Source organism: Moraxella lacunata (genome assembly GCF_900453205.1).
Classification (GTDB): Bacteria; Pseudomonadota; Gammaproteobacteria; order Pseudomonadales; family Moraxellaceae; genus Moraxella; species Moraxella lacunata_B.
On record NZ_UGQU01000001.1, the window covers coordinates 975,525 to 999,053 of the forward strand.

Sequence of the window (23,529 nt, forward strand, 5' to 3'; positions counted from 1 at the left end):
TTTTATGTCATCGCAAGCTGGTACTTATCAAAGACAAGCACCTAACTTAACAGCAATTACTTTTTCTCTTTTAGGTCAATGTTAATACCCAAAGAGCGAATTTCTTTGGTTAGTACGTTAAACGACTCAGGCATGCCCGGATTCATGTACTGCTCACCGTCCACAATGTTCTTATACATGCGAGTACGACCCTCAACATCATCCGACTTCACAGTCAGCATCTCTTGCAAGGTGTAGGTTGCACCATATGCCTCCAACGCCCACACTTCCATCTCACCGAAACGCTGACCACCGAACTGGGCTTTACCACCAAGTGGTTGCTGAGTAACCAGTGAGTAAGAACCAGTTGAACGGGCATGCATCTTATCATCAACCAAGTGGTTAAGTTTTAGCATGTACATGTAGCCAACCGTGACAGGACGGTCAAATTTCTTGCCAGTGCGTCCGTCATATAGCGTTTGCTGACCTGATTTATCAAGCCCTGCAAGCTCCAACAGCTCTTTGATTTGTGTTTCTTTGGCACCATCAAAGACCGCTGTACCCATTGGCACACCAGCACGCAAATTCTCAGCCATGGCTAGGATGTCTTCATCGGACAAACTATCCAAATCCACCTGCTCGCCACCAACTTGGTTATAAATCTTATCCAAGAATTCACGCAACTCGCCAACAGCAACTTGCGAGCGTAACATGGCATTAATCTTATCACCTAGACCACGTGCCGCCATCCCCAAATGCGTCTCCAACACCTGACCGATGTTCATACGAGATGGTACACCCAGTGGGTTTAGCACGATGTCCACAGGATTGCCATTTTCGTCATAAGGCATGTCTTCAACGGGCATGATACGAGAAACAACACCCTTGTTACCATGACGACCTGCCATTTTATCGCCAGGCTGGATACGACGTTTTACCGCCAGATAGACCTTGACGATTTTTTGGACACCATGAGCTAGGTCATCGCCTGCGGTTAGCTTGGCTTTTTTCTTGGCAAATTTCTCATCAATCTCTTTTTGCTTATCAGTCAGATACTCAGCAATTTGAGTTAGACGCTCAGAAATCTCTTCTTCGGCAGGTTGGATGTCAAGCAAAGTCTCTAAGGGCAAGCTCTCCATGTCAGCACCTGTCAGCACCGTGCCTGCTTTAAAGCCTGCACCGCCTGAGACTTTTTTGCCATCTAACAGTGTGATGATACGACCACGTGCTGCCGCCTCAAAAATCACCAGCTCTTCTTTTAAATCTTTGCGATAGTCATCAAGCATGGCTTTTTCAATAGCCTTGGCACGGCTGTCTTTTTCTAATCCATCACGAGTAAAGACTTGCACGTCAATGACCGTACCCTTGGTTGATGATGGCACACGCAAAGACGTGTCTTTAACATCCGCCGCTTTCTCACCAAAAATGGCACGTAGCAGTTTTTCTTCGGGCGTCAGCTGACTTTCGCCTTTTGGTGTTACTTTACCCACCAAAATGTCGCCTGCATCTACCTCGGCACCGATATAGACGATACCTGCTTCATCAAGATTTGATAGGGCAGCCTCGCCTACGTTTGGAATATCGCCTGTAATCTCTTCTGGTCCAAGCTTAGTATCACGAGCCACACAGGTCAGCTCTTGAATATGAATCGTGGTGAAACGGTCTTCTTGAACCACTCGCTCAGAGAGCAAAATAGAGTCCTCAAAGTTATAACCATTCCATGGCATGAACGCCACACGCATGTTTTGACCCAAAGCAAGCTCGCCTAGGTCAGTAGATGGACCATCAGCTAAGATGTCGCCACGAGCAATCACGTCGCCGGCATTGACAATAATACGTTGGTTGATACAGGTGTTTTGGTTGGAGCGAGTGTATTTGATAAGGTTATAAATATCAATACCTGCCTCACCTGCGGTCATCTCAGATTCATTGACACGCACAATAATACGACTGGCATCAACATCTTCAATCACACCACCACGCTTGGCAACCACGCACACGCCACTGTCACGAGCCACGTGACGCTCCATGCCTGTACCCACAAGTGGTTTGTCAGCACGCAAAGTTGGTACGGCTTGACGTTGCATGTTCGAACCCATCAAGGCACGGTTAGCGTCATCATGCTCCAAAAACGGAATCAAACTTGCCGCCACCGACACCACCTGACGTGGCGAGACGTCCATGTGCGTTACTTTATCGGGACTCATACGCACCGATTCGCCATGATAACGCACCATCACCATCTCTTCAGTCAGCTCGCCGTGTTCATTCATGGGCGAGTCTGCTTGGGCAACAACCGTACCCACTTCTTCGATGGCGGACATGTATTCGATGTCATCGGTTACTTTGCCATCCACCACACGACGGTAAGGCGTTTCTAAAAAGCCGAAGTTATTGGTCTTGGCAAATACCGCCAATGAATTAATCAAACCAATGTTTGGGCCTTCGGGCGTTTCAATCGGACACACACGACCATAATGCGTGGTATGTACGTCACGCACCTCAAAGCCTGCACGCTCACGAGTCAAACCACCCGGACCTAGGGCAGAAACACGACGTTTGTGCGTAATCTCTGACAGTGGGTTGTTTTGGTCCATGAACTGAGACAGCTGTGATGAACCAAAAAACTCTTTGATAGACGCCGCCACAGGCTTAGAGTTAATCAAGTCTTGGGGTGATAGGTTGTCAGATTCGGCAGCGGTCAGACGCTCTTTGACCGCACGTTCCACACGAGCCAAACCAATGCGGAACTGGTTCTCGGTCATCTCGCCCACCGAACGAATACGACGGTTACCTAGATGGTCAATGTCATCAACCTCACCACGACCGTTACGAATCTCAATCAGCTCTTTTAGGACATCAATGATGTCTTGATTGGACAACACACCCTGCTCACGTTGCACGTCAATGCTGTCACTGTCTACAAAATCACGGCCCAAACGACGGTTAAACTTCATGCGACCCACGTTTGATAAGTCATAACGCTCATGGCTAAAAAACATCGATTCGAACAGTTTTTCGGCAGTTTCCAAGGTTGGTGGCTCGCCTGGACGCATGACCTTATAAATCTCAATGAGTGCCTCTTCACGCGTGGTAATCGTGTCAGCACGCAGTGTGTCAGCGATATACGCCCCGTGGTCGATGTCATTGGTGAACAGGATTTTAAAGCCTTTGATGTTCTTATCAGCCAGCTTAACCAGCAATTCATGGTCAATCAAGCTGTTGGCGCGGGCAAGCACTTCATCATGATAAATCACGTCTTCGGCAAGGATACGCTCATACAGATACTCATCAGGCACCGCCAATTTAGTCATGCCAGACGCTTGGATTTCCTTAATACGGCGGGCGTTAATACGCTTACCTTGCTCAACAATGACCTTGCCCTCAGGCGAGACAATGTCAAACTGTGCCATCTCGCCTTGTAGACGCTCAGGCACAAGCTCAACTTCAAAACCGTTATCGCCTTTAAAGACATCCACAGTCTCAAAGAATGTAGACAAAATATCTGCTGTATTCATGCCAATGGCACGCAAGATGATGGTCGCAAGCAATTTACGACGACGGTCGATACGGGCATATACCAAGTCTTTGACATCAAATTCAAAGTCAAGCCACGAGCCACGATAAGGAATAATACGGGCGTTATAAAGTACCTTACCGCTAGAATGTGATTTGCCTTTGTCGTGGTCAAAGAACACACCGGGTGAACGGTGAAGTTGTGAAACAATCACACGCTCAGTACCATTAATGATGAACGTACCATTATCGGTCATGAGCGGAATCTCACCCATGTACACGATTTGGTCACGAATGTCTTTAATTGCTGCTTTGCTTTCTTTGTCTTTGGCGTCTTTGTCTTTGACCACTAGGCGAATTTTAACACGTAGGGGAGCAGCAAAGGTTGAGCCACGCATGATACATTCACGCTCATCAAACTCAGGCTCACCCAGATAATATTCGACGTATTGTAGCTCGGCATTGCCAGAATGACTGGTTATGGGAAAAATTGATGAAAACGCTGCTTGCAAACCGATGTTGGCACGGGCAGCAGGTTTTTTGTGTTCTTGCAAAAACTGCTCGTAAGAATCCACCTGAATGGCGAGCAAGTACGGCACGTCCATCACATCAGGCAGACGAGAAAAACTTTTACGAATACGTTTTTTTTCAGTATAAGAATATGCCATTAAGAATCCTTACGTTAAACTAAGAAAAGCACTCCAATTGAGCACCAGAAAACTACCAATCTTCAAAAATTAACCACTGCTCTTTTGCCCTACATTTTTAAATATCAAAGACACAAAAACACGCCAAACACGATATCGCATTTAGCTTATCAAAAACTTTAAAAATGTGGCTTGTGCATAGGGAGCGTTTGTCCTTTTTGAAGTGTGCTGACACCAGCTTAAAAGACCGTGCTAACACAAAAGGTCAAATACCCAATTATACAGCAAAAAACCCCATCTTGCAATAACAAAATGGGATTTTTATCAAATTTCTTGTGTTAAATTGATGATTATCAATCTAAGAAAAATGAGTTAAGCGGTTAAACTTAGATTATTTGAGTTCAACAGAAGCACCAGCTTCTTCAAGTTTCTTCTTAAGCTCTTCAGCTTCAGCTTTAGAAGCACCTTCTTTAACAGTTTGTGGTGCACCTTCAACTAGGTCTTTGGCTTCTTTTAGACCTAGACCGGTAACTTCACGCACTACTTTAATAACAGCAACTTTCTTGTCGCCACCAGAAGTGATAACAACGTTGAAGTCATCTTTTTCTTCAGCAGCACCGCCAGCATCGCCACCAGCAGCAGGAGCAGCAGCTAGAGCAGCAGCAGATACACCGAATTTTTCTTCCATCGCAGAGATAAGCTCAACGATTTCCATAACTGATTTAGCTGCGATAGCATCTAAGATTTGTTCGTTAGTTAGTGACATAGCAATTATTCCTATGAAATAAAGATTGAATAAAAAGTTTGGGTATTGTTAATTGAGTATACTTTTCTAGAAAGCCGTTCGTGGTGAGCTTGTCGAACCATAACGGTTTTCCTAGACTTCGACAAGCTCAGTCCGAACGGAAAACCTTAAAATCTATCTTTATTTAACAATACCAAAAGTTTGATTAAATAAAAGCGATAACCGATGTCTAAGATTAAGCGGCTTCGGCTTCCATTTTGTCGCGAAGAGCAGCAAGTGTACGAGCCAGTTTGCCCGCTGCGGCTTCTTTCATGGTACCCATCAGACGTGCAATCGCTTCGTCGTAAGTAGGTAGAGTTGCGAGTTTATCAATAGATTTTGCATCAATAAATTCGCCTTCAAAAGCTGCACCTTTGATTTCGAACTTGTCATTACCTTTGGCAAATTCTTTGAACAGACGTGCCGCAGCACCTGGGTGTTCATTTGAAAATGCAATCAAGGTGGGACCTACGAAAACATCATTCATGCAAGCATAGTCAGTACCTTCTAAGGCACGACGTAGTAGCGTGTTACGTACGATACGCATCTCAACGCCAGCTGCACGAGCTTGTTTACGAAGTTCGGTCATCTGACCTACTGTCACGCCACGAGAATCGGCAACAACAGCAGATAGGGCAACTTTGGCAGCTTCATTTACTTCAGCAACAATTGCTTGTTTGTCTTGAAGATTTAGTGCCATGGGTTGTCTCCATATTTATCACTAAGTGATAATTAATTTTACAAGCCAATATAAATAAAGACTTGCACCGAATATACGGCGAGATTTTCACCGTCTGCGTAGGCGAATGATTTTACCCATTCATTAGGCTGATGTTTAAGAATAACCACCAACACCTACGGTCTTAGACAGCACAACCCGTTGTGCTGAGCTAATTTTTAAAAATCTGTTTTTATGATAAGTCATGCGGGTAACTTATCATAAAATTGCACCATTATAAGCGAAAAATCTCAAAAAGCAAGCAATTTGTGATTTTTCGCCCAAATCCATCAAGGATTATTTGTTGGCACGGTGTGGTACTGGGTCAATGGCAAGACCAGGACCCATGGTGCTAGATAGCGTAATCTTCTTGATATAAATACCCTTAGAAGTTGCTGGTTTAGCACGTTTTAGGTCGTTTAGTAGAGCAGTTGCGTTTTGCTCGATTTGCTCACCAGTGAAGCCCACTTGACCGATAGAAGCATGGATAATACCTGCTTTGTCTACACGATACTGAGCCTGACCTGCTTTGGTGTTTTTAACCGCAGTTGCCACATCGGCAGTGACTGTACCAACTTTTGGGTTTGGCATTAAGCCACGTGGACCCAATACAGTACCCAACTGACCAACAACACGCATTGCATCAGGAGAAGCGATGACCACATCAAAGTCAAGGTTGCCCGCTTTAATACTCTCTGCTAGGTCTTCAAAGCCAACAACGTCCGCACCTGCCTCTTTAGCGGCATCAGCAGCAGCACCTTGGGCAAATACCGCAACACGTTTGGTTTTACCAGTACCAGCAGGTAGGTTGGTCGCACCACGAACCACTTGGTCTGATTTACGTGGGTCAACACCTAGGTTGATGGCGATGTCGATAGACTCTTTGAATTTAGAGGCAGGTAGGCTGTTTAGAACCTCAACCGCTTCTTCGATGGTGTATAGTTTGTTGCTATCTACTTTTTCAGCAATTAGCTTTTGACGCTTGGTTAGCTTAGCCATTACACACCCTCCACATTAAGACCCATTGAGCGAGCAGTACCAGCGATGGTACGTACCGCTGCGTCTAGGTCAGCACCGGTCAAATCCGCTTCTTTGGTTTTAGCGATTTCTTCTAGTTGAGCACGAGTTACTGTACCAACTTTGGTTTTGTTAGGAACAGCAGAACCTTTGGCAATGCCAGCTGCTTTACGTAGCAATACTGCTGCAGGTGGTGACTTCATCACAAACGTAAATGACTTGTCATTAAATACGGTGATGACCACAGGAATTGGCAGACCTGGTTCGATGTTTGCAGAAGCGGCGTTAAATTCTTTACAGAACGCCATGATGTTCACGCCTTTTTGACCCAAAGCAGGACCGATAGGTGGTGATGGGTTTGCTTTGCCGGCAGGCACTTGTAGCTTGATGTAGCCATCAATCTTCTTTGCCATGAGAATACTCTCCAATGGTGGGTGATAACGCTAAAATAGCTCCCCATGATGTTCAAATCTGAAAATGCTTTCAAATTCACCTAAATGACAATCAGCTCGGTGCTGATTTGTCTGTCAATCAAAAGCTCCGAACATCTGTCCAGAGCTAAAAGACTATTATAACAGGTTTTTATAAAAAATTAAACTGTTTTTTCAACTTTTGCAAATTCAATCTCAACGTCTGTTGGACGACTAAACACGCTGACCGTCAAAGACAGTTTGGATTTTTCATAATCCACTTTTTTGACCATGCCTTTAAAGTCGGCAAAAGGCCCGTCAATGATAAGCACTTCTTCACCTGGCTCAAACATGGTCTTGGGTCTTGGAGCGTCTGCACCTTTATTGATACGGTTTAGAATGCGGTCGGCTTCGACCTTGGTGATGGGGGCTGGTTGGTCTTTGGTACCACCGATAAAGCCTGAGATGTTCGGGCAGTCTTTGACCACGTGCCATGTATCTTCACGCATTTCCATCTCAATGAGTACATAGCCCGGGAATAGTTTATGCTCAACAGTGCGTTTTTTGCCATCACGCATCTCGATCACTTCTTCGGTCGGCACAAGCACATCACCGAAATACTCAGACAGCTCACTTCTTTTGATACGTTCAATTAAGGCACGTTGAACTTGTTTTTCATAACCTGAAAATGCTTGAATGATATACCAACGCATGATGATTTTCCTAATGATATAAGCCGATTAAGAGATAAGATTAATGCAAAATAAACCCAAGCAGATAATTAAATAAATTATCCAGTAGCCATACGATAAAACCCACGATAATCATCACCACAATGACCTGCCATGTGTATTTAAAGGTCTCGTTTTTGGTCGGCCATGTCACACGGCGAAGCTCAATGCCGGCGTCTTTTAACAGCACCTTAAAGGCTCGCCCTTGATGGGTAAAAGCAAGGCAAATCACCGCTAACAGCACCAGTCCTGCTGTGATAAGTAGCTGAGTGATTGACTCAGTGGCAGGTGCCCAATAACGTGGCAAATAGGTAGAAATGAGTGTAGAGCTAATCAAAGCGACAATGGCGATGAGCCACAGCACGATATCCACGCCAGAGCGAGTGGTTGCCACATCAACGACATTTTCTTCGGAGACGACAACGGCTTTGCGTTTATTTAGCAGACTCTCGGCAGTGGCTTTGGCGTCTGCCAAGCGAGTTTCTAAATCGCTTTTGGTGTCGTTTTGGGGATTATTCTTATTGTCGCTCATGCAAAAGATTTCCTTAAAATAAGGAAGTGATGATTAAAAAAAGGGGAAATAAAAAGATGGCAGGCGACGAGGGACTCGAACCCCCAACCTGCGGATTTGGAGTCCGCTGCTCTACCAATTGAGCCAGTCGCCTAAGGGTGTTAAGGACTGCTATTATATACATATTTTTGGCATTTGCAAGTATTTTTTTAAAATTTTACTAAAATTTTTGGCTTTCTTTTCATCTCATTTAGTGTTAGGATATTTTTATTTTTAGGAAATTATCATGAAAATATTCGCCCTACCCCTGCTCGCCCTAGCCTTATCGCTTAGTGCATGTGCCACCACCAATCCTGTTCACGAACCCACAAAAGCCACCGCCATGACTCACGCCACCCTAATCAGCTCTTATGATTTTGATACCACCGTTCATCGTCTCAAATCCACCATTGAAAGCAAAGGCATGACCGTATTTGCCGTCATTGACCACGCCAAATCTGCCCAAGAAGTTGGCATGGATATGCAACCTGCCACCGTCCTTATCTACGGCAATCCCAAAGCAGGCACGCCACTCATGCAAAAAGACCCCGCTTTTGCTCTAAGCCTACCCCTAAAAGTACTCGTTACCGAAATCAACGGTCAAGTGCAAGTCATTTACACCCCTGCCAATGAGCTGATTAAAGGCAGTCAAATACAGCCGTCTGATGTGGCAAATACCCTTGCCAGTGCCGAAAAGCTGATACAGGCAACGGTAAAATAATCAGTAGTCACTCAAAAAGTATGCTGATGAGATTTTCCGTTCGTCCTGAGCTTGTCGAAGGGTAGGAAAATAGTAGTGATTCGACAAGCTCGCTACAAACGATTTTCCTTTTGAGCATACTTTTAAACCAAAACCCAAAATTCTAATAATTCTCATTTTAAATTAACCAATTTTGTGATATAATGGGTGGCTTATTTTTTGATAACCCTCCATGACAAACACTTTTCAAATTCATGCAACCAATGTCTGCGTTCGTATCGGCGACAAAACCCTACTCCATGACATCAATTTTACCCTTCAAACGGGCAAAGTCTATGGCTTGATTGGGCACAACGGTTCTGGCAAATCCACCCTCATCAAACTGTTGGCAGGCGAACAAAAACCTAGCACAGGCTCAATCACGCTCAGCAACACACCACTGCACCAAATGAGTGCCAAAACACTCGCTCGCCACATCGCTTATTTACCCCAAAAACTACCCCTAGCTCCCACATTTACTGTCGAAGAGCTGGTCATGCTTGGTAGATACCCTTATCAAGGATTTTTGCAAAAACCCAGTCAATCTGACGCTCAAATCGTGGCTGACTGCCTAAACCAAACGCATCTGTCCCACAAAAAATCCCAAAGCGTTGCCACCCTCTCTGGCGGAGAACGTGCCAGAGCGTGGCTTGCCATGTGTCTTGCTCAGCAAAGTCAATATCTGCTCCTTGATGAACCGTTGGCAGCACTCGATGTTTTGTATCAAGTGGAAGTGCTAAAACTGATTCGCACGCTAGCTGACACCATGAATTTGGGTGTGGTGATTATCATTCATGATTTAAATCTGGCGGCAGGGTTTTGTGATGAGTTCATTGCTCTAAAACATGGCAAAATCTGCCATACAGGTGCGGTCAATGACATCATGCAGACGGATGTTTTGGAAGACATTTTTGGCATCAAACTGCACGTGGTCAAGCACCCCATCCACGCACGAAATATGGCGGTGGTATGAAAACAATCCACCCTATATTATTGGTGCTTGGTGCGTTGTCCGTACTCCTGCTGTCATCTTGCACACAAAGCCCTACCAACCAAAGCTCCCCAAACACCCAAAACGTCAGCCCAAAAGTCATCACGCCTGACTGGAGCATTGCTCAAACTCTCATCGCCTTAGAACATCCGCCCATCGCCACAGGCGACATCAACAGCTACGCTGATTGGGCAAGCACGCCTACCATTCCTCGCAACGTGGTCGATGTGGGGCTCAGATTTTCGCCCAATGCCGAGCTGTTTGCTCAGCTTGATGGTGATTTGATTATTGATAATGCTTTTTATCAACATCTACGCCCTTTGTACAAAAATATCCCCCACCAAGAAGTCTCACTCACACTGGATGAGACAGCAAACTGGGAAAATTTTGAAAGCTACACCCATCAAATTGGCAAACTCATTGGCAAACAAACACAAGCAGCACAATACCTAAAACACAGCAAAACTGACATCGTTCATCACGGTGCTTTGTTTCGCCAAAAAAACCCAACCATCCACACCCTTGCCATCGTTCAGTTTGCCAACGCCCAAAACTACCGATTGTACACCAAAAATAGCCTGTTTTATGTGGCGGTCAAAGAGATGGGTTTGACACTGCACGCCCCCACGCAGGGCAACGCATGGGGTTTTGCCAACCAAAATTTGGGAGATTTGGTACAGCTACCACCCGATGTCTGTTTGGTCATCATCCGCCCATTCAGCCAAATGCTCGAACACGAACTTAACAAAAACATTCTGTGGCAAAACATGGGGTTTGGTCAAAATCGCTGTATGATGGTTTTGCCACCTGTGTGGATTTCTGGAGGCGTGCCAAGTTTGGTGAATCTTAGTCATGCCCTATCACAAGCCACCGTTATGGGGGTACGCCATGATTCATAAATCAGCAGTGCTTGGCATGCTTGGGGCATTGGTTGTCATCAGCAGTGTGGCACTCGTCAGCACGCAGTGGGCATATCCTGTACACGAACTGTTTGCCCATGACACCCCCTTGATACAACTTGCCAAACAATACGAAATCATCGCCACCATGATGGTTGCTCTGTTGGCAGGAGGCATTTTGTCCGTTGCCAGTTTGCTTTTACAACAAATCATCGGCAACACCCTAGCCTCCGACACCACCCTTGCTGTCGGTAGTGGAGCGAACATGACCATGATGCTTGTGGCGTTGTTTTTGCCAAATTTGGGGTTATATGGCAGTTTTTGGGTGGCGATGATGGGGGCACTGCTCAGCATTGGGGCGACATTTTTGCTGTCGTTGCGGTCAAATTTCAATCCAATCACGCTCATGCTCAGTGGCTTAATGATTAACATTCTTTTGTATGCGATTGCCAATCTACTGCTCATCTTTTTTTCAGAAATGAGTCTGGGCGTAATGATGTGGAGTGGTGGCATTCTTACCCAAAGCAGTCTGGATACGACATACCATCTTGGCATCATTGCCGTTGCTTCATCACTGGCTCTGATGCCACTCATCAAACCTTTGACACTCATGGGTTTGGATGATAGCACCGCCAAAAGTCTGGGCGTGTCCGTCCAAAAAATCCGCCTCATCAGCGTGATGTTGGTTGCCATCATGGTGGCAACGGTCGTCAGTCAGCTGGGCGTGCTTAGCTTTGCAGGGCTGGCTGGAGCAACGCTTGCCAACGCACTGTCCATTCATCATGTGGGACGCAGACTGGCAGTAGGCTTTGTGGCAGGTGGACTGCTTTTGTGGCTTACCAGCAACGTCTCAACCTTGTTGTCAGCCAAATTCAGCCTCATCATTCCTGCAGGTGCGATGAGTGGTATTTTGGGTGCTCCCATCATTATTTACTTGATTTTAAAACAAAAAAATCAGCACATCAACGATGACGCCCCCATCAGTATTCCCAAAAGAAAACCCATTAACGTTTTGGCGTACTTAGCCCTCTTGGTCGTCATCACCATCATAGCTTTGATCATCACACCACACGCTTTGGGATTTGGGTTTAATGCAGACATGGCACTCATTGGTGAATTTCGCCTATCTCGCACTTTGGGTGCGTTGTCTGTCGGTGCCATGCTCGCCATCGCAGGCACTCTACTGCAACGCCTCACCCAAAATCCGATGGCAAGCCCAGAAGTGCTCGGTGTCAGCGGTGGGTCTGCGTTGGGAGTGGTTGCCTTTTTTGTCATCGGCTCATGGCTTGGTTTGGCACATTCAAACACCTTCATCATCGCAGGAGGTGTGCTTGGGGCATTGGCGGTGCTTGGGGTGATTTTGTGGCTGTCATCTCGGCTATCTCATGGACACTTACTACTTGTGGGAGTTGCCATCTCTGCACTCACCACAGGCGTCATGACGCTGTTACGCCTGAGTGGCGACCCTCGCTTACAAACCATCCTAACGTGGCTGTCTGGCAGTACTTATCATCTCAATCTGGGCACAGCGATGATGCTGTGCGTGTGTCTGATGATGTCTGTGATCATCACACTCATGTTGTCAAAAACCGTACAGCTCATCAGTTTGGGCGATGAGGTTGCTCGTGGGCGTGGCGTGTCGGTGAGATTTTTTTATGGATTGTTACTTTTTATCATTGCCATACTGTCAGCGATTGCGACATTGGCGATGGGACCTTTGAGCTTTGTGGGGTTGGTTGTGCCACATCTTGCCATATCAATGGGGGCTACCACCTTGACCGCCCAGTTACGCCTGTCAGCACTGCTAGGGGCGATGTTACTGGTGGTGGCAGATTATGTGGGGCGTTATGTGATTTTCCCTTATGAAATACCTGCAGGCACATTGTCGGCAATTGTGGGGGCAGGGTATTTTGTTTATTTGACATTACGTAAAAAATAAGCAAAACCAATATATCCATCATCATTCAAAACGCCACAAAATAAATCACCAACCCAAATGCCAAAAATCAAATTTTTAAAACATTATCAAATACTTAATCACAAATACATTATGGTTATGGATTTGATTGATTTGATGAAATTTATTTTGCAACAATCGTGGCTTTATATTGCTTTTTAATCACATTATATGTAGAATTAGCCACCCCATTTTTTAAGGATTCACATGCGTTATTCCACCCTTTTTATATGTATGTCTGTGGCAGGTTTGAGTGCGTTTAGTATCACTGCATTTGCCAACGACCAAACCCCTCACGTCCAGCTCGAAGCGATGGTGATTGACGTCAGTGCTGACGCCAGCCAAGCAGGTTTGGCACGCAGTTATGCAGGTGGGCAAGTGGCATCAGGTAGCCGTGTTGGCATTTTGGGCAACAAACACTACATGGACACGCCATTTTCTACTACCGCCTACACCCAACAATTCATCAAAAACACCCAAGCCGATGGCGTAGGCGATGTCCTTAAAAAAGACCCAACCGTAACCGTTGCTCGTGGATTTGGTAACTTCCAAGAAGCCTACGTCATGCGTGGCTTTGTCACTTATTCTGACGACACCATGTACAACGGCTTGTATGGCATTTTGCCACGCCAATACACTTCAAGCGAGTTGTTTGAACGTGTGGAAATTCAGCGTGGGGCAAGCACCGCCCTAAATGGTATTTCACCAGGTGGGGCAAACACTGGTGGCACAATTACCCTATTGCCCAAACGAGCCACCAGCCAGCCTTTGCGTGAAGTGAGCGTTGGTTATGAAGGTGATGGCAGAGCCAAAGTATCTGCTGACGTAGGACAACGCTTTTTGGACAACAAACTGGGCGTACGCACCAACCTATCGTACACCAAAGGCGATGGTGCGATTAAAAACGAAGAAAAAGAAGTCAGCCTCATCTCGGTGGGAGCGGATTATCGTGGCGACAAATTCCGTTTGTCTGCCGATGTCGGTTATCAAGATTTGACAGACACCGCCAAACGTAGCAGTGTGGACGTCAATGCTGTTACCGCCACCCCTACCGCCCCCAACGGCAAAACCAACTGGTCTCAGACATGGGCAAACACCCAATCCAAAGATATGTTTGGGACGGTGCGTGGCGAATATGACATTACCGACAACCTGACCGCTTATGGAGCATATGGCGTCCGTCAAGGCAAAGAAAGCAACGTATTAGGCGGTGGGTTCTTTTACGTGACAGATGGCAACACAGGCGATGGTTATTACACCCTCACCAAAAACAAACGCCAAGACGACATTCATACAGGCGAGGTTGGTTTAAAAGGCTTTTTTGAAACAGGCAACATCACTCATCGCTGGGGCATGGTCGCCAACACTTATCAAGCCAAAGAAAAAAACCATTTCATCGCTGATTATCCCTCTTCGTGGAACAACTTTGCAGGGGCAAACAACAGCAATCTACACAACCCCACCTTTGCTGACATGCCAAGCTGGTCAGCCTCAAAATGGGCAACACCCACAGGCTCTTTGGACAACCCTGCTTTGACCGCCAAAACTACCCTAAACAGTGTCGCTTTGGTAAACACACTGGGCGTGCTTGATGACAACCTCCAACTCACGTTGGGCGGTCGTTACCAAGAGATTGACAGCCAAGACGTAACTTGGAACACCTTTTACAAAGACAAAACGCTCTCACCTGTCGCTGGTATCAACTACCGTTTTGGCAACTGGTCGGCATTTGGTAATTACAGCGAAAAACTCACCGCAGGCAAACAAGTCAGCATCAACCAAAACCACCTCATGCTCAAACCCTACGTTTCCAAACAAAGCGAAATCGGTGTCAAGTATGACGATGGCAATCTTGGGGCAAGCCTCACCGCCTTCCAAATCAAAGAGCCTCGTGCCTCCCTCGCCAATGGCAGTGCCACCACCAAAGGCGATAACGTTCATCAAGGTTTGGAAGTTTTTGTCTTTGGTCGTCCTACCGACAACCTACGTCTGATGACAGGCGTGGCACTGCTAGATGCCAAACAGAAAAACACTGGCGATGCTTTTGATGGCAAACAAGTCATCGGTACTGCTAAAATCCGCTCAAACATCGGCATGGAATATGACGTAAACGCCCTAGAAGGCTTGACGCTCACAGGTGATTTGTCTTACACAGGCTCACGCTACGCCAAAGCGGACAACTCCCTAAAAGTGCCTGATTATGCCCTGCTCAATCTTGGAGCAAGATACGCCACCTCAGTTGGAGCAACCCCTGTTACACTGCGTGTTGGCGTGGATAATGTTACCGACAAAAAACACTGGGCATCGGTGGGCGGTTATCCTGGACAAGGCTATTTGGTGGCAGGCGACCCACGCACCGTCAAAGCCTCTGTGAGTTTTAAATTTTAATCAAAACACCACAAAAGGGCGAGTTGTTCGCCCTTTTTTATCAACTTTCAAATCACCTAAAGTCCAAAGTTTGCCATGACAACCAATCCAATTGCCCTGATTTTTCGCCACAACCCCAAACTACTCGCCCTGACCCTGCTATTGACTCTCATGAGCATGCTGGTCAATGTGAGCGTACTCATGTTTATCAACACGCACCTACTGAGTCAGCAACACCTTGATTGGGGAAGTTTGGTGCAGTTTTTGGGGTTGATTGGGATATTGCTCGTCATGACTTTTACTGCACAATTTTTCATGACTTATCTGGGTCATCAGTTTGTATATCGCCTAAGAACAGATTTGGTGGGGCGAATTTTAACCACGCCTTTTGCTGATTTGGAAAAAACAGGTAGCAGTCGCCTGCTTGCCAGTCTGTCTGAGGACATTCAGACGCTCAACATCGCTTTTGTGCGTCTGCCAGAGCTTGTGTACGGCATCATCTTGGTGGGCGGTGCTGGCGTTTATTTGGCGTATTTGTCCTTGCCACTCTTTGTGGTGATTGGGCTGTGGAGCGTGGCGGTGGTTTGGGCGAGTGTGGTCTTGGTCAATCGTGTTTATCATTTTTTGGATAAATTACGACAAATCGGCGACAAACTCTACCAAAATTACCAAACCGCCATTCACGGCAAAAAGGAGCTTGATTTCAACCACGAACGTGCCTGCGATTTTTTTAACACCTTTGACACGCACGCAAGCGACTATCGCCAAACCATCATCAAAGCTGACACCTACCATTTGTCAGCGGTCAATTGGTCAAACATCATGATGTTTGCAGGGGTTGGGTTGATTTTGGTGCTCGCTGGCATTGGTGATTTGGCGGATAAATCAGTGGCAACCACCTTTGCCCTGACCGTACTGTTTATACAAACACCCCTACTCAAAGCAGTGGGGGCTTACCCTGTCTACCAAACCGCCAAAGTCGCCCTCAAAAAAATCCACGAACTTCACCTTGCCACGCAAACATTCGACAAACACAAAACCCTCCGTCCTCGTGCGTGGCAAACGCTCACTTTGCACAACGTCAGTTATCAATACGACAACCAATCCTTTGCCCTACATGACATCAACTTAACACTCCATCAAGGTGAAGTGGTGTTTTTGGTGGGCGATAACGGCTCTGGCAAATCCACCCTCGCCAAGCTCATCACAGGGCTGTATCAGCCCAATTTAGGCTTCATCAAACTTGACGATACCGTCATCACCGATGACAACCGTACACAATATCAAGCTCAATTTGCGGGGATTTTTGGGGATTTTTATTTGTTTGATAAAATTTTAAGCAGTGATGAGGCGTTGATTGATACGTGGCTTGATTTGTTGCAAATGAAGCACAAACTCATCATTGACAACCACATCATCACCAACACCGAGCTGTCCACAGGTCAAAAAAAGCGAGTGGCACTGCTCCTTGCCATCACCGATGACAAACCCATTTTGCTCTTAGATGAATGGGCTGCCGACCAAGACCCCCATTATCGCACTGTATTTTATGAACAGCTCATCCCCATCATGAAACGCATGGGAAAAACACTCATCGTCATCAGCCATGATGACAGATTTTTTGGGTGTGCTGACAGGGTTTTACAACTCAGACAAGGACGTTTGCAAGCCCTCGCCACGCCAAATCAATGAGATTTGACCCTAAGCGACCCCAAATAAATGGCAAACATCACCAAAAACGCCCCACCCCATTGCATGGCGTTAATCGGCTTATGCAACCAAAAATAATCAATGAGTAGCGTGGCGACAGGCTCGGTTAGGAGCAAAAGCCCTGTGAGCGACAAAGCGATTTTGGGAATGCTATACGCAATCAGCCCCCATGCCATACATTGCATGACCGCCCCATAGACCAAAATCCAGCCCCATTCGGAAAGCGTGGCGGGCAGGATTTGACCTTGATTAAACATCAACATGAGTGGCAATAATGCCAACGCCCCACCCACCCCCACGAGCGTCATCATCGGAAAAATCGCCACTTCCGCCACTTCGTGCGTGCGTCTGACAAAGGACATGGACACCGCCAAAAACGCCCCCGACAAAATACCCGACACAAAACCCCACAAAGCGGACGAGTTGTGGGCAAACTCAGGGCTTGCGATGAGTGCCACGCCAATGGACGCAAGCACTAAGCTAAACAGTTGTAATTTGGTCTGTTTTTCGCCAAACCAAAGAAAGGCGATGAACGCCAAAAAGAAAATCTGCAAACTATTTAATAAAGTAGAAATGCCCGGCCCTACAGCATAGATACTCTCATGCCACAGCCCCAAATCAAGCCCCAATGCACCGCCTGAGATGAGTGCCAAAACCATCGCACGGCGTGAACTAGGAAACGGCTGGCGAAATATCAGGGCAAGCGATAAAAATATCACAGCCGACACGCTAAGTCGCCAAAACGCCATGGCATACGCCCCCACGCCATCCACATGGGCGACAATCAGACTGCCAAGCCCAAACAGCACACAGCCGATGACCAGGCCTATCATGGAAAATAGGTTTTGGGTGTTGGGGGCGTTTGCGTGGGGCATGGCAAGTCCTTTTTAACTAGAGCGTGTTGAGCCTTTATCACATAATGTAAATTTTAGAAATATTGTAGAAATAAACTACATGACCAAATCTTGTTTTTTATTGCAAATATAAAAGGCAGGTACGCTCTGATTACTCGCCATAAATCTTGACATTTTGAGCAAAAGCACAGCCCTTTTGGCGGGCGGCGACAATCATCGCATCATGCTCGCCATAGAGTTTGGCTAGGGTGTTGGTTTTGGCTTGTCTTGCCCCACTGCCAAGCCCTGCCCCCACGCTAATGGACGGATAGATACCGCCACGACCGCCAGCAAGACCAATGCCGATACCTGTGGCGGACAGTCCGATGTTTTGGTTTTCGGTTGCTTTGGCGGTTTGGCTAATGCGAGCCACTTCGCTTTGTAGGACGGTGCAATCATAGCCTTGATAATTGGCAGGATTGACGTATTGGGGGGCGATGTTGGTGGTGGCACAGCCTGTGAGAGCGACAGCGACAACCGCCAATGAGATGAGTGCTTTTTTCATAAAAATACCTATTTAGAAGGGGTGTGTAAAGTGTAAAGGTTGGGTTATTTATTTTGTCCGGCACAGTTGGGACTGTTTGGGGCAGATGATAGGCTTGCCCATTCATCAGGCGTGTAGGCGTGAATGGCAAGGGCATGTACCGTACCGCCTTGTGTGGTCAGATAGGGATTGACCAAACCATAGACAAGCTGATGACGAGACGCCAGACGTTTGCCGACAAATTCATCACTGACGATGATGAGTTTAAAATGACTCTCTTTGCCGTCAAAGTACCCTGCGTGCATATAACTTTCGTTATCTAAGGTCAGGTGCGTGGGGTGCAGGGCGGTTAGGGCATGGGTTAGGGCGGTTTGGGTGTTCATGATGTGGCTTTTATTTGTTTAAAAAGTTTAAAAAGGCTTAATTAGGGGGTATAATACCATTTATCAAAATAATTATCAAAAATCATTTATCCAAAAATCATCCATCCAAAACCGCAGAGACCCTTATGAGCGACCATTCATCAGCACCTAAAATCCCAAACGACATTCCACCCCCACCCGAACCGCCCGAAGATTATGAATGCTGTGATAATGGCTGTGATGAGCTGTGTGTATTTGAAATTTATAAATTGCAAAAAGCGGATTATGATGCCAAATGGGGTCATGTGATTGATAAAAATGAATGATTGGGGGTTTATGAGATTATCCAAAGATGATTAAAATTTCATTAAATTTCCCAATGATAAAATTTATCAAATAATTCTCGCAATTTTACCAAAAAATGTTACACTAAGCCAAATTTTTAAATGATACACATTCATGAAAACCGCCATTATCCTTGTCAATCTAGGCACGCCTGACGAACCCACCCCACAGGGCGTTCGCCGTTATTTGCGTGAGTTTTTGTCCGATACTCGGGTGATTGAGATTCCACCCTTTATTTGGCAAATTATCCTTAATCTGTTTGTATTAACCACCCGTCCCAAACGTGTCGCTCATGCGTATCAAAGCGTATGGACAAAAGACGGCTCACCCCTGCTAGCGATTTTAAAACAGCAAGCAAGCCTGCTTGAAGACCACCTTGCCAAGCAGGGCAAAAACATCCCTGTTTTTCCTGCGACTACTTATGGCAATCCTAACATCAAGGCGGTCATGGCGGATTTACAAGATAAAGGCTATGATGACTTTATCGTCTTTTCGTTGTATCCGCAGTACTCTGCCACCACCACAGGGGCGGTGTTTGATAAAGTGGCAGAGTATTGCATGAAAAAGCGTAATATGCCCGCCGTGCAGTTTACCAGAGATTATCACGACCACCCGTTATATATACAGGCGTTGGCGGATAGTATTCGTAAGTTTTGGGCACAGCATGGGCGAGCTGACAGGCTACTCATGAGTTTTCACGGCATTCCTAAGCCTTATGCTGACAAAGGCGACCCTTATGCCGATGAATGTCGCAAAACAGCAGTGCTAGTCGCAAGCGAGCTAGGACTTGGCACACACGAATGGGCGATAAGTTTCCAATCCCGTTTTGGGGCTCAGGAATGGCTAAAACCCTACACCGATGAGCTTCTGACCGAATGGGGTAATCAAGGTGTATCAGTGCAAGTGCTAAGCCCTGCTTTTTCTGCTGATTGCTTGGAGACCTTAGAAGAGCTGGCGGTAGAGAACCGTGATAACTTTATAAATGCTGGCGGTAAGTCGTATGAATATATCCCTGCCCTAAATACCGATGAGTTACATATCAAGCTCATGGCGAACATGGTAGGGCGGTATTTGTGAGTGTGCTTTGCTATGCCAATTTTATGCCCAAATGCCAAAATTTTGCCGCCAAAGTAGATGACTAAATCAAGCAGGCGTGATAAACTAACAAAATTTATTTGAAAAAGATTTTTTGGGATTTGGTGCTATGAGTACTTTTTTGACGATAGTCGTTGTATTGGTCATTTTGCTGGGGCTATGGCTGATTATCCGCAGTATGCTTGCCAAGGATTTTGAAGGCGATACCAAGACATTGGCGTACAAGGACGGCTTGCCGATTTTGCCCCGAGATGAGAGGGGGCAGTCGGCATTATCGGTGGGGACACAGAGCCAAGATGAGACGGTCAGTGCCGAGCCTGTCAAATCAGGGCGAGAGCTGGCTGATGAGACCAAAGCGGACGCCCTGTCAAGCCTTGCCATGGTCGCAAGCCAAGACCCTAATGCTCATAACACTCCCCAAGATGATGATGCCGACATACTAGCCGATGAACCCATTAAAAAAGAGCGGTTTACCGAGCCGTCAAGTGACTTTGTCCAAAACTCGCCTGTGCTTGACCGTCATCTCGAAGAACAGCAAGCCTTTGACCAAGACAACGACCCCTTGCTCAACGCCCAAGAGACAGTCACGGTCGTCATCACCCCCAAAGACCAATACAATGGACTCTCAGGCAGGGCGGTGCTTGATATCGTTAGAGCCTATGGGCTAAAATATGGCGTGATGAACATGTATCACCGCTATGAGCGTGAAGACGGCACGGGCAAGCTGTGGTTTAGTATGCTGGGCGTGGGTTATGATGGTTCGGTGGAAGGCTTTGATTTGAACATCTTGACCGACAGTCATTTTAGTGCATTATCGTTGTTCTTGTCTTTGCCACACCCCCATGCCTTGCGTGGTTTTGACAGCATGGTGTCGGTCGCTCAGATGATAGCCAAAGACATCAATGCCGATGTGCATGATGATGAAGGCTATATCTTAGACGGGGCGTATTTGGCAAAACTGCGTGCCAAAGTTGCTGATTACCGTTAATCAACCATGATTGAAAAGCCGTCTTTGATAGGGCGGTTTTTTAAACGTTAAAATTTACCTATTTTTAAATTATTCAATTAAAATCCTAAATACACCATGACTGATTTATTTACTTCTGCTAACTTATCTGCCAATACACCTGCCAATGACGATACAGCGATTATCGCCCAAATGCGTAAGCTTATCACCGCCCTAAAACGCCATAACCACGCCTATTATGTGCTAGACAACCCAACCATTACAGACGGCGAATATGACAGTTTGCGTGCCAAGTTGATTGAGCTAGAAAATGATTTTCCCACACTAAAACAACCTGACAGCCCGACTGATAATGTGGGCGATACGCCCTTGCCGTTTTTTACCCAAATCACGCACGATTTGCCCATGTTGTCGCTTGGGAATGTATTTAATGCCGATGACATGGCAAATTTTGTCCGCCGTGTCAATGACCGTTTGGATGGCAAAAACCAAAATCCCGAATTTGAAATGGAGCTTAAACTGGACGGTTTGGCGGTGTCTTTAAAGTATGTTCATGGTGTATTTAGCCAAGCGGTAACTCGTGGGAACGGACGGGTGGGCGAAGACATCACGCACAACGTCCGCACCATTCGTAACTTACCGCTTGTGCTTGATGATTGTAGGGATATTGAGCTGTTAGAAGTGCGTGGCGAAGTGTTAATGCCAAAAGCAGGATTTTTAAAATTAAACAATGAAAGCCAAAAGCGTGGCGAGAAAACATTCGCCAACCCCAGAAATGCCTCCGCAGGGTCATTGCGTCAGCTAAATCCTGCCATTGCCAAAGCCCGTCCATTGGCGTTTTATGGTTATTCGGTCAATCAAGGCTTGCCCGATGACATCACGACCCAAAGCGGGGCGATGCGTTTTTTGCAGTCGCAAGGGTTTGATGTATCGCCCTTTAAAGTTGTGGCAAATTTACAAGATATTGATGACTTTTATCAAGCGACCATAGCAGGGCGAGATGAGTTACCCTTTGAGATTGACGGCATGGTGGTCAAAGTAAATTCACTCCTCTTGCAAAATGATTTGGGTTTTTTAAGTCGTGAACCACGCTGGGCAACCGCTTACAAATTCCCTGCCACCACCGCCACAACACGCCTTTTGGACGTAGAATGGCAAGTGGGACGGACAGGACAGCTTACCCCTGTGGGCAAACTTGACCCTGTCAATGTTGGGGGTGTTACCGTGAGCAACGTTACCTTGCACAACTTTGGCGAGATTGGACGTCTTGGGGTCATGATAGGCGACATTGTGAGCATTCACAGGGCGGGGGACGTGATTCCCAAAGTCTCAGGCGTGATGAGTGATTTGCGTGATGACAACGTGCGTGCGATACATTTGCCGACCGCTTGCCCTGTCTGTGATTCGCCCGTGGTGCTACCAGACGGCGAAGCTTTGGCGCGTTGTACAGGCGGACTTGTTTGCACCGCCCAAGCCCAAGAAGCTCTGATACATTTTGTTTCACGAAAAGCCATGGACATTGACGGTTTGGGTTCGCAGTGGCTCATTAAGTTTTTTGACATGGGACTCATTAAAACGGTGGCGGACATTTATCGTTTGGCGGATAAGGTGGAGATTTTACAAAACCTAGAAGGCTTGGGCGAAAAGTCGGTTGCCAATATGTTATCCGCCATTGATAAATCCAAAAACACAACCCTGCCACGCTTTATCTTTGCCTTAGGCATTCGTGGGGTGGGCGAGAGTACGGCACTAAACTTAGCCGAGCATTTTGGCGAGCTTGACAAATTACAATCGGCAAGCGTGGACGAGCTGTTAAAGGTGGTGGACATTGGCGAGATTACCGCCAAAAATATCCATGAGTTTTTCCGTGCCGAGCATAACATGGCGGTGGTTAATGATTTGGTAGCGTTGGGCGTGCATTGGCAAGCGGTGGTTAAGGATACAGCAAATGCCCCCCTTGATGGACAAACTTGGGTGGTAACAGGCACGCTTGGGACGATGGGGCGAGACGAAGCCAAAGCCCACTTGCAGGCGCTGGGGGCGAAAGTCTCAGGGTCAGTATCCGCCAAAACGAGCGTACTACTGGCAGGCGAGAGGGCAGGCTCTAAACTAGATAAGGCAAATGAGCTTGGCGTGCGTGTGGTGGGCGAAGATGAGTTTATGGCACTGCTTACCGAGCATGGTAGATTGTAAAGATTGGTTATGTATTGACAAAGGCTTAAAACGTTTGGTAAATTGTTGTTTTAAAATCAGATAGGGAAAATTGCAATTTGCCCCTACGATATTCTGTCAAATCATGAAAAATTTATCATGCCAAAACCGCTTACCTAGGGCGTGCTTGATAACACTATTTACAACTTAGACATAT

General features: G+C 46.5%; 20 protein-coding genes and 1 tRNA gene. 10 read left to right on the plus strand and 11 right to left on the minus strand.

Going from position 1 to position 23,529, the window contains the following annotated elements:
• Positions 1-56: 56 nt before the first annotated feature.
• The 8 genes from rpoB to DX073_RS04650 all read right to left on the minus strand — a co-directional run bounded on the left by rpoB (position 57) and on the right by DX073_RS04650 (position 8,467).
• Positions 57-4,163, minus strand: a complete 4,107-nt coding sequence (gene rpoB, locus DX073_RS04615; RefSeq protein WP_115005962.1) for a DNA-directed RNA polymerase subunit beta — start codon at positions 4,161-4,163, stop codon at positions 57-59.
• A 370-nt stretch (positions 4,164-4,533) separates the two neighbouring features.
• Positions 4,534-4,908 carry a 50S ribosomal protein L7/L12 gene (gene rplL / locus DX073_RS04620; RefSeq protein WP_079325765.1) on the minus strand — a complete coding sequence of 125 codons (375 nt, stop codon included), beginning with the start codon at positions 4,906-4,908 and terminating at the stop codon, positions 4,534-4,536.
• 214 nt (positions 4,909-5,122) lie between these two features.
• Entirely contained in the window at positions 5,123-5,626 is a 504-nt protein-coding gene (gene rplJ, locus DX073_RS04625; RefSeq protein ID WP_029102311.1) for a 50S ribosomal protein L10, read from the minus strand.
• A gap of 315 nt (positions 5,627-5,941) precedes the next feature.
• Positions 5,942-6,643 carry a 50S ribosomal protein L1 gene (rplA, locus tag DX073_RS04630; RefSeq protein ID WP_029102312.1) on the minus strand — a complete coding sequence of 234 codons (702 nt, stop codon included), beginning with the start codon at positions 6,641-6,643 and terminating at the stop codon, positions 5,942-5,944.
• On the minus strand, positions 6,643-7,074 hold the full coding sequence (gene rplK, locus DX073_RS04635; protein ID WP_062498951.1) for a 50S ribosomal protein L11: 432 nt from the start codon (positions 7,072-7,074) through the stop codon (positions 6,643-6,645). The genes rplA and rplK overlap by 1 nt, the downstream gene beginning before the upstream one ends.
• A gap of 179 nt (positions 7,075-7,253) precedes the next feature.
• Positions 7,254-7,787, minus strand: coding sequence for a transcription termination/antitermination protein NusG (gene nusG, locus DX073_RS04640; RefSeq protein ID WP_062498950.1), 534 nt, complete (start codon positions 7,785-7,787; stop codon positions 7,254-7,256).
• Positions 7,788-7,824: 37 nt separating this feature from the next.
• Complete coding sequence (secE, locus tag DX073_RS04645) at positions 7,825-8,334, minus strand: preprotein translocase subunit SecE (RefSeq protein ID WP_079325763.1); 510 nt, start codon at positions 8,332-8,334, stop codon at positions 7,825-7,827.
• 57 nt (positions 8,335-8,391) lie between these two features.
• Positions 8,392-8,467, minus strand: a tRNA-Trp gene (locus DX073_RS04650).
• 132 nt (positions 8,468-8,599) lie between these two features.
• On the opposite strand from DX073_RS04650, the gene DX073_RS04655 reads away from it, so the two are divergent.
• From DX073_RS04655 to DX073_RS04680, 6 genes are all read left to right on the plus strand, one after another.
• Positions 8,600-9,073 carry a DUF302 domain-containing protein gene (locus DX073_RS04655; protein WP_115005964.1) on the plus strand — a complete coding sequence of 158 codons (474 nt, stop codon included), beginning with the start codon at positions 8,600-8,602 and terminating at the stop codon, positions 9,071-9,073.
• A 211-nt stretch (positions 9,074-9,284) separates the two neighbouring features.
• Positions 9,285-10,064, plus strand: a complete 780-nt coding sequence (locus tag DX073_RS04660; RefSeq protein WP_115005965.1) for an ABC transporter ATP-binding protein — start codon at positions 9,285-9,287, stop codon at positions 10,062-10,064.
• The gene (locus tag DX073_RS04665) at positions 10,061-10,981 is read left to right on the plus strand and encodes an ABC transporter substrate-binding protein (protein WP_115005967.1); all 921 of its coding nucleotides are present in this window, start codon (positions 10,061-10,063) and stop codon (positions 10,979-10,981) included. Before DX073_RS04660 ends, DX073_RS04665 begins: the two co-directional genes overlap by 4 nt.
• Positions 10,971-12,920 carry a Fe(3+)-hydroxamate ABC transporter permease FhuB gene (gene fhuB / locus DX073_RS04670; RefSeq protein ID WP_181814368.1) on the plus strand — a complete coding sequence of 650 codons (1,950 nt, stop codon included), beginning with the start codon at positions 10,971-10,973 and terminating at the stop codon, positions 12,918-12,920. The genes DX073_RS04665 and fhuB overlap by 11 nt, the downstream gene beginning before the upstream one ends.
• Before the next feature lie 225 nt (positions 12,921-13,145).
• The gene (locus tag DX073_RS04675; RefSeq protein ID WP_258556872.1) at positions 13,146-15,326 is read left to right on the plus strand and encodes a TonB-dependent receptor; all 2,181 of its coding nucleotides are present in this window, start codon (positions 13,146-13,148) and stop codon (positions 15,324-15,326) included.
• Between the two features lie 75 nt (positions 15,327-15,401).
• Positions 15,402-16,997 carry a multidrug ABC transporter permease/ATP-binding protein gene (locus tag DX073_RS04680; protein ID WP_115005971.1) on the plus strand — a complete coding sequence of 532 codons (1,596 nt, stop codon included), beginning with the start codon at positions 15,402-15,404 and terminating at the stop codon, positions 16,995-16,997.
• On the opposite strand, the gene DX073_RS04685 is transcribed toward DX073_RS04680, so the two are convergent.
• The 3 genes from DX073_RS04685 to DX073_RS04695 form a co-directional block, all read right to left on the minus strand.
• Positions 16,991-17,890 (minus strand): DMT family transporter, encoded by a 900-nt coding sequence (locus DX073_RS04685; protein WP_181814369.1) that lies wholly within the window; start codon positions 17,888-17,890, stop codon positions 16,991-16,993. The genes DX073_RS04680 and DX073_RS04685 overlap by 7 nt on opposite strands.
• A 130-nt stretch (positions 17,891-18,020) precedes the next feature.
• Complete coding sequence (locus DX073_RS04690; protein WP_115005973.1) at positions 18,021-18,413, minus strand: hypothetical protein; 393 nt, start codon at positions 18,411-18,413, stop codon at positions 18,021-18,023.
• Positions 18,414-18,457: 44 nt separating this feature from the next.
• Entirely contained in the window at positions 18,458-18,775 is a 318-nt protein-coding gene (locus tag DX073_RS04695; RefSeq protein WP_115005975.1) for a BolA family protein, read from the minus strand.
• Between the two features lie 125 nt (positions 18,776-18,900).
• Here DX073_RS04695 and DX073_RS04700 point away from each other — a divergent pair, with 125 nt between their 5' ends.
• The 4 genes from DX073_RS04700 (at position 18,901) to ligA (ending at position 23,354) form a co-directional block, all read left to right on the plus strand.
• Positions 18,901-19,080: an oxidoreductase-like domain-containing protein gene (locus DX073_RS04700; RefSeq protein WP_115005977.1), complete on the plus strand. Its 180-nt coding sequence runs from the start codon at positions 18,901-18,903 to the stop codon at positions 19,078-19,080.
• Positions 19,081-19,213: 133 nt separating this feature from the next.
• Positions 19,214-20,176, plus strand: coding sequence for a ferrochelatase (hemH, locus tag DX073_RS04705; protein ID WP_115005979.1), 963 nt, complete (start codon positions 19,214-19,216; stop codon positions 20,174-20,176).
• 127 nt (positions 20,177-20,303) lie between these two features.
• Positions 20,304-21,182: a cell division protein ZipA C-terminal FtsZ-binding domain-containing protein gene (locus DX073_RS04710; protein ID WP_115005981.1), complete on the plus strand. Its 879-nt coding sequence runs from the start codon at positions 20,304-20,306 to the stop codon at positions 21,180-21,182.
• Positions 21,183-21,278: 96 nt separating this feature from the next.
• Positions 21,279-23,354 (plus strand): NAD-dependent DNA ligase LigA, encoded by a 2,076-nt coding sequence (gene ligA / locus DX073_RS04715; protein WP_115005983.1) that lies wholly within the window; start codon positions 21,279-21,281, stop codon positions 23,352-23,354.
• The last annotated feature ends 175 nt before the right edge of the window (positions 23,355-23,529 follow it).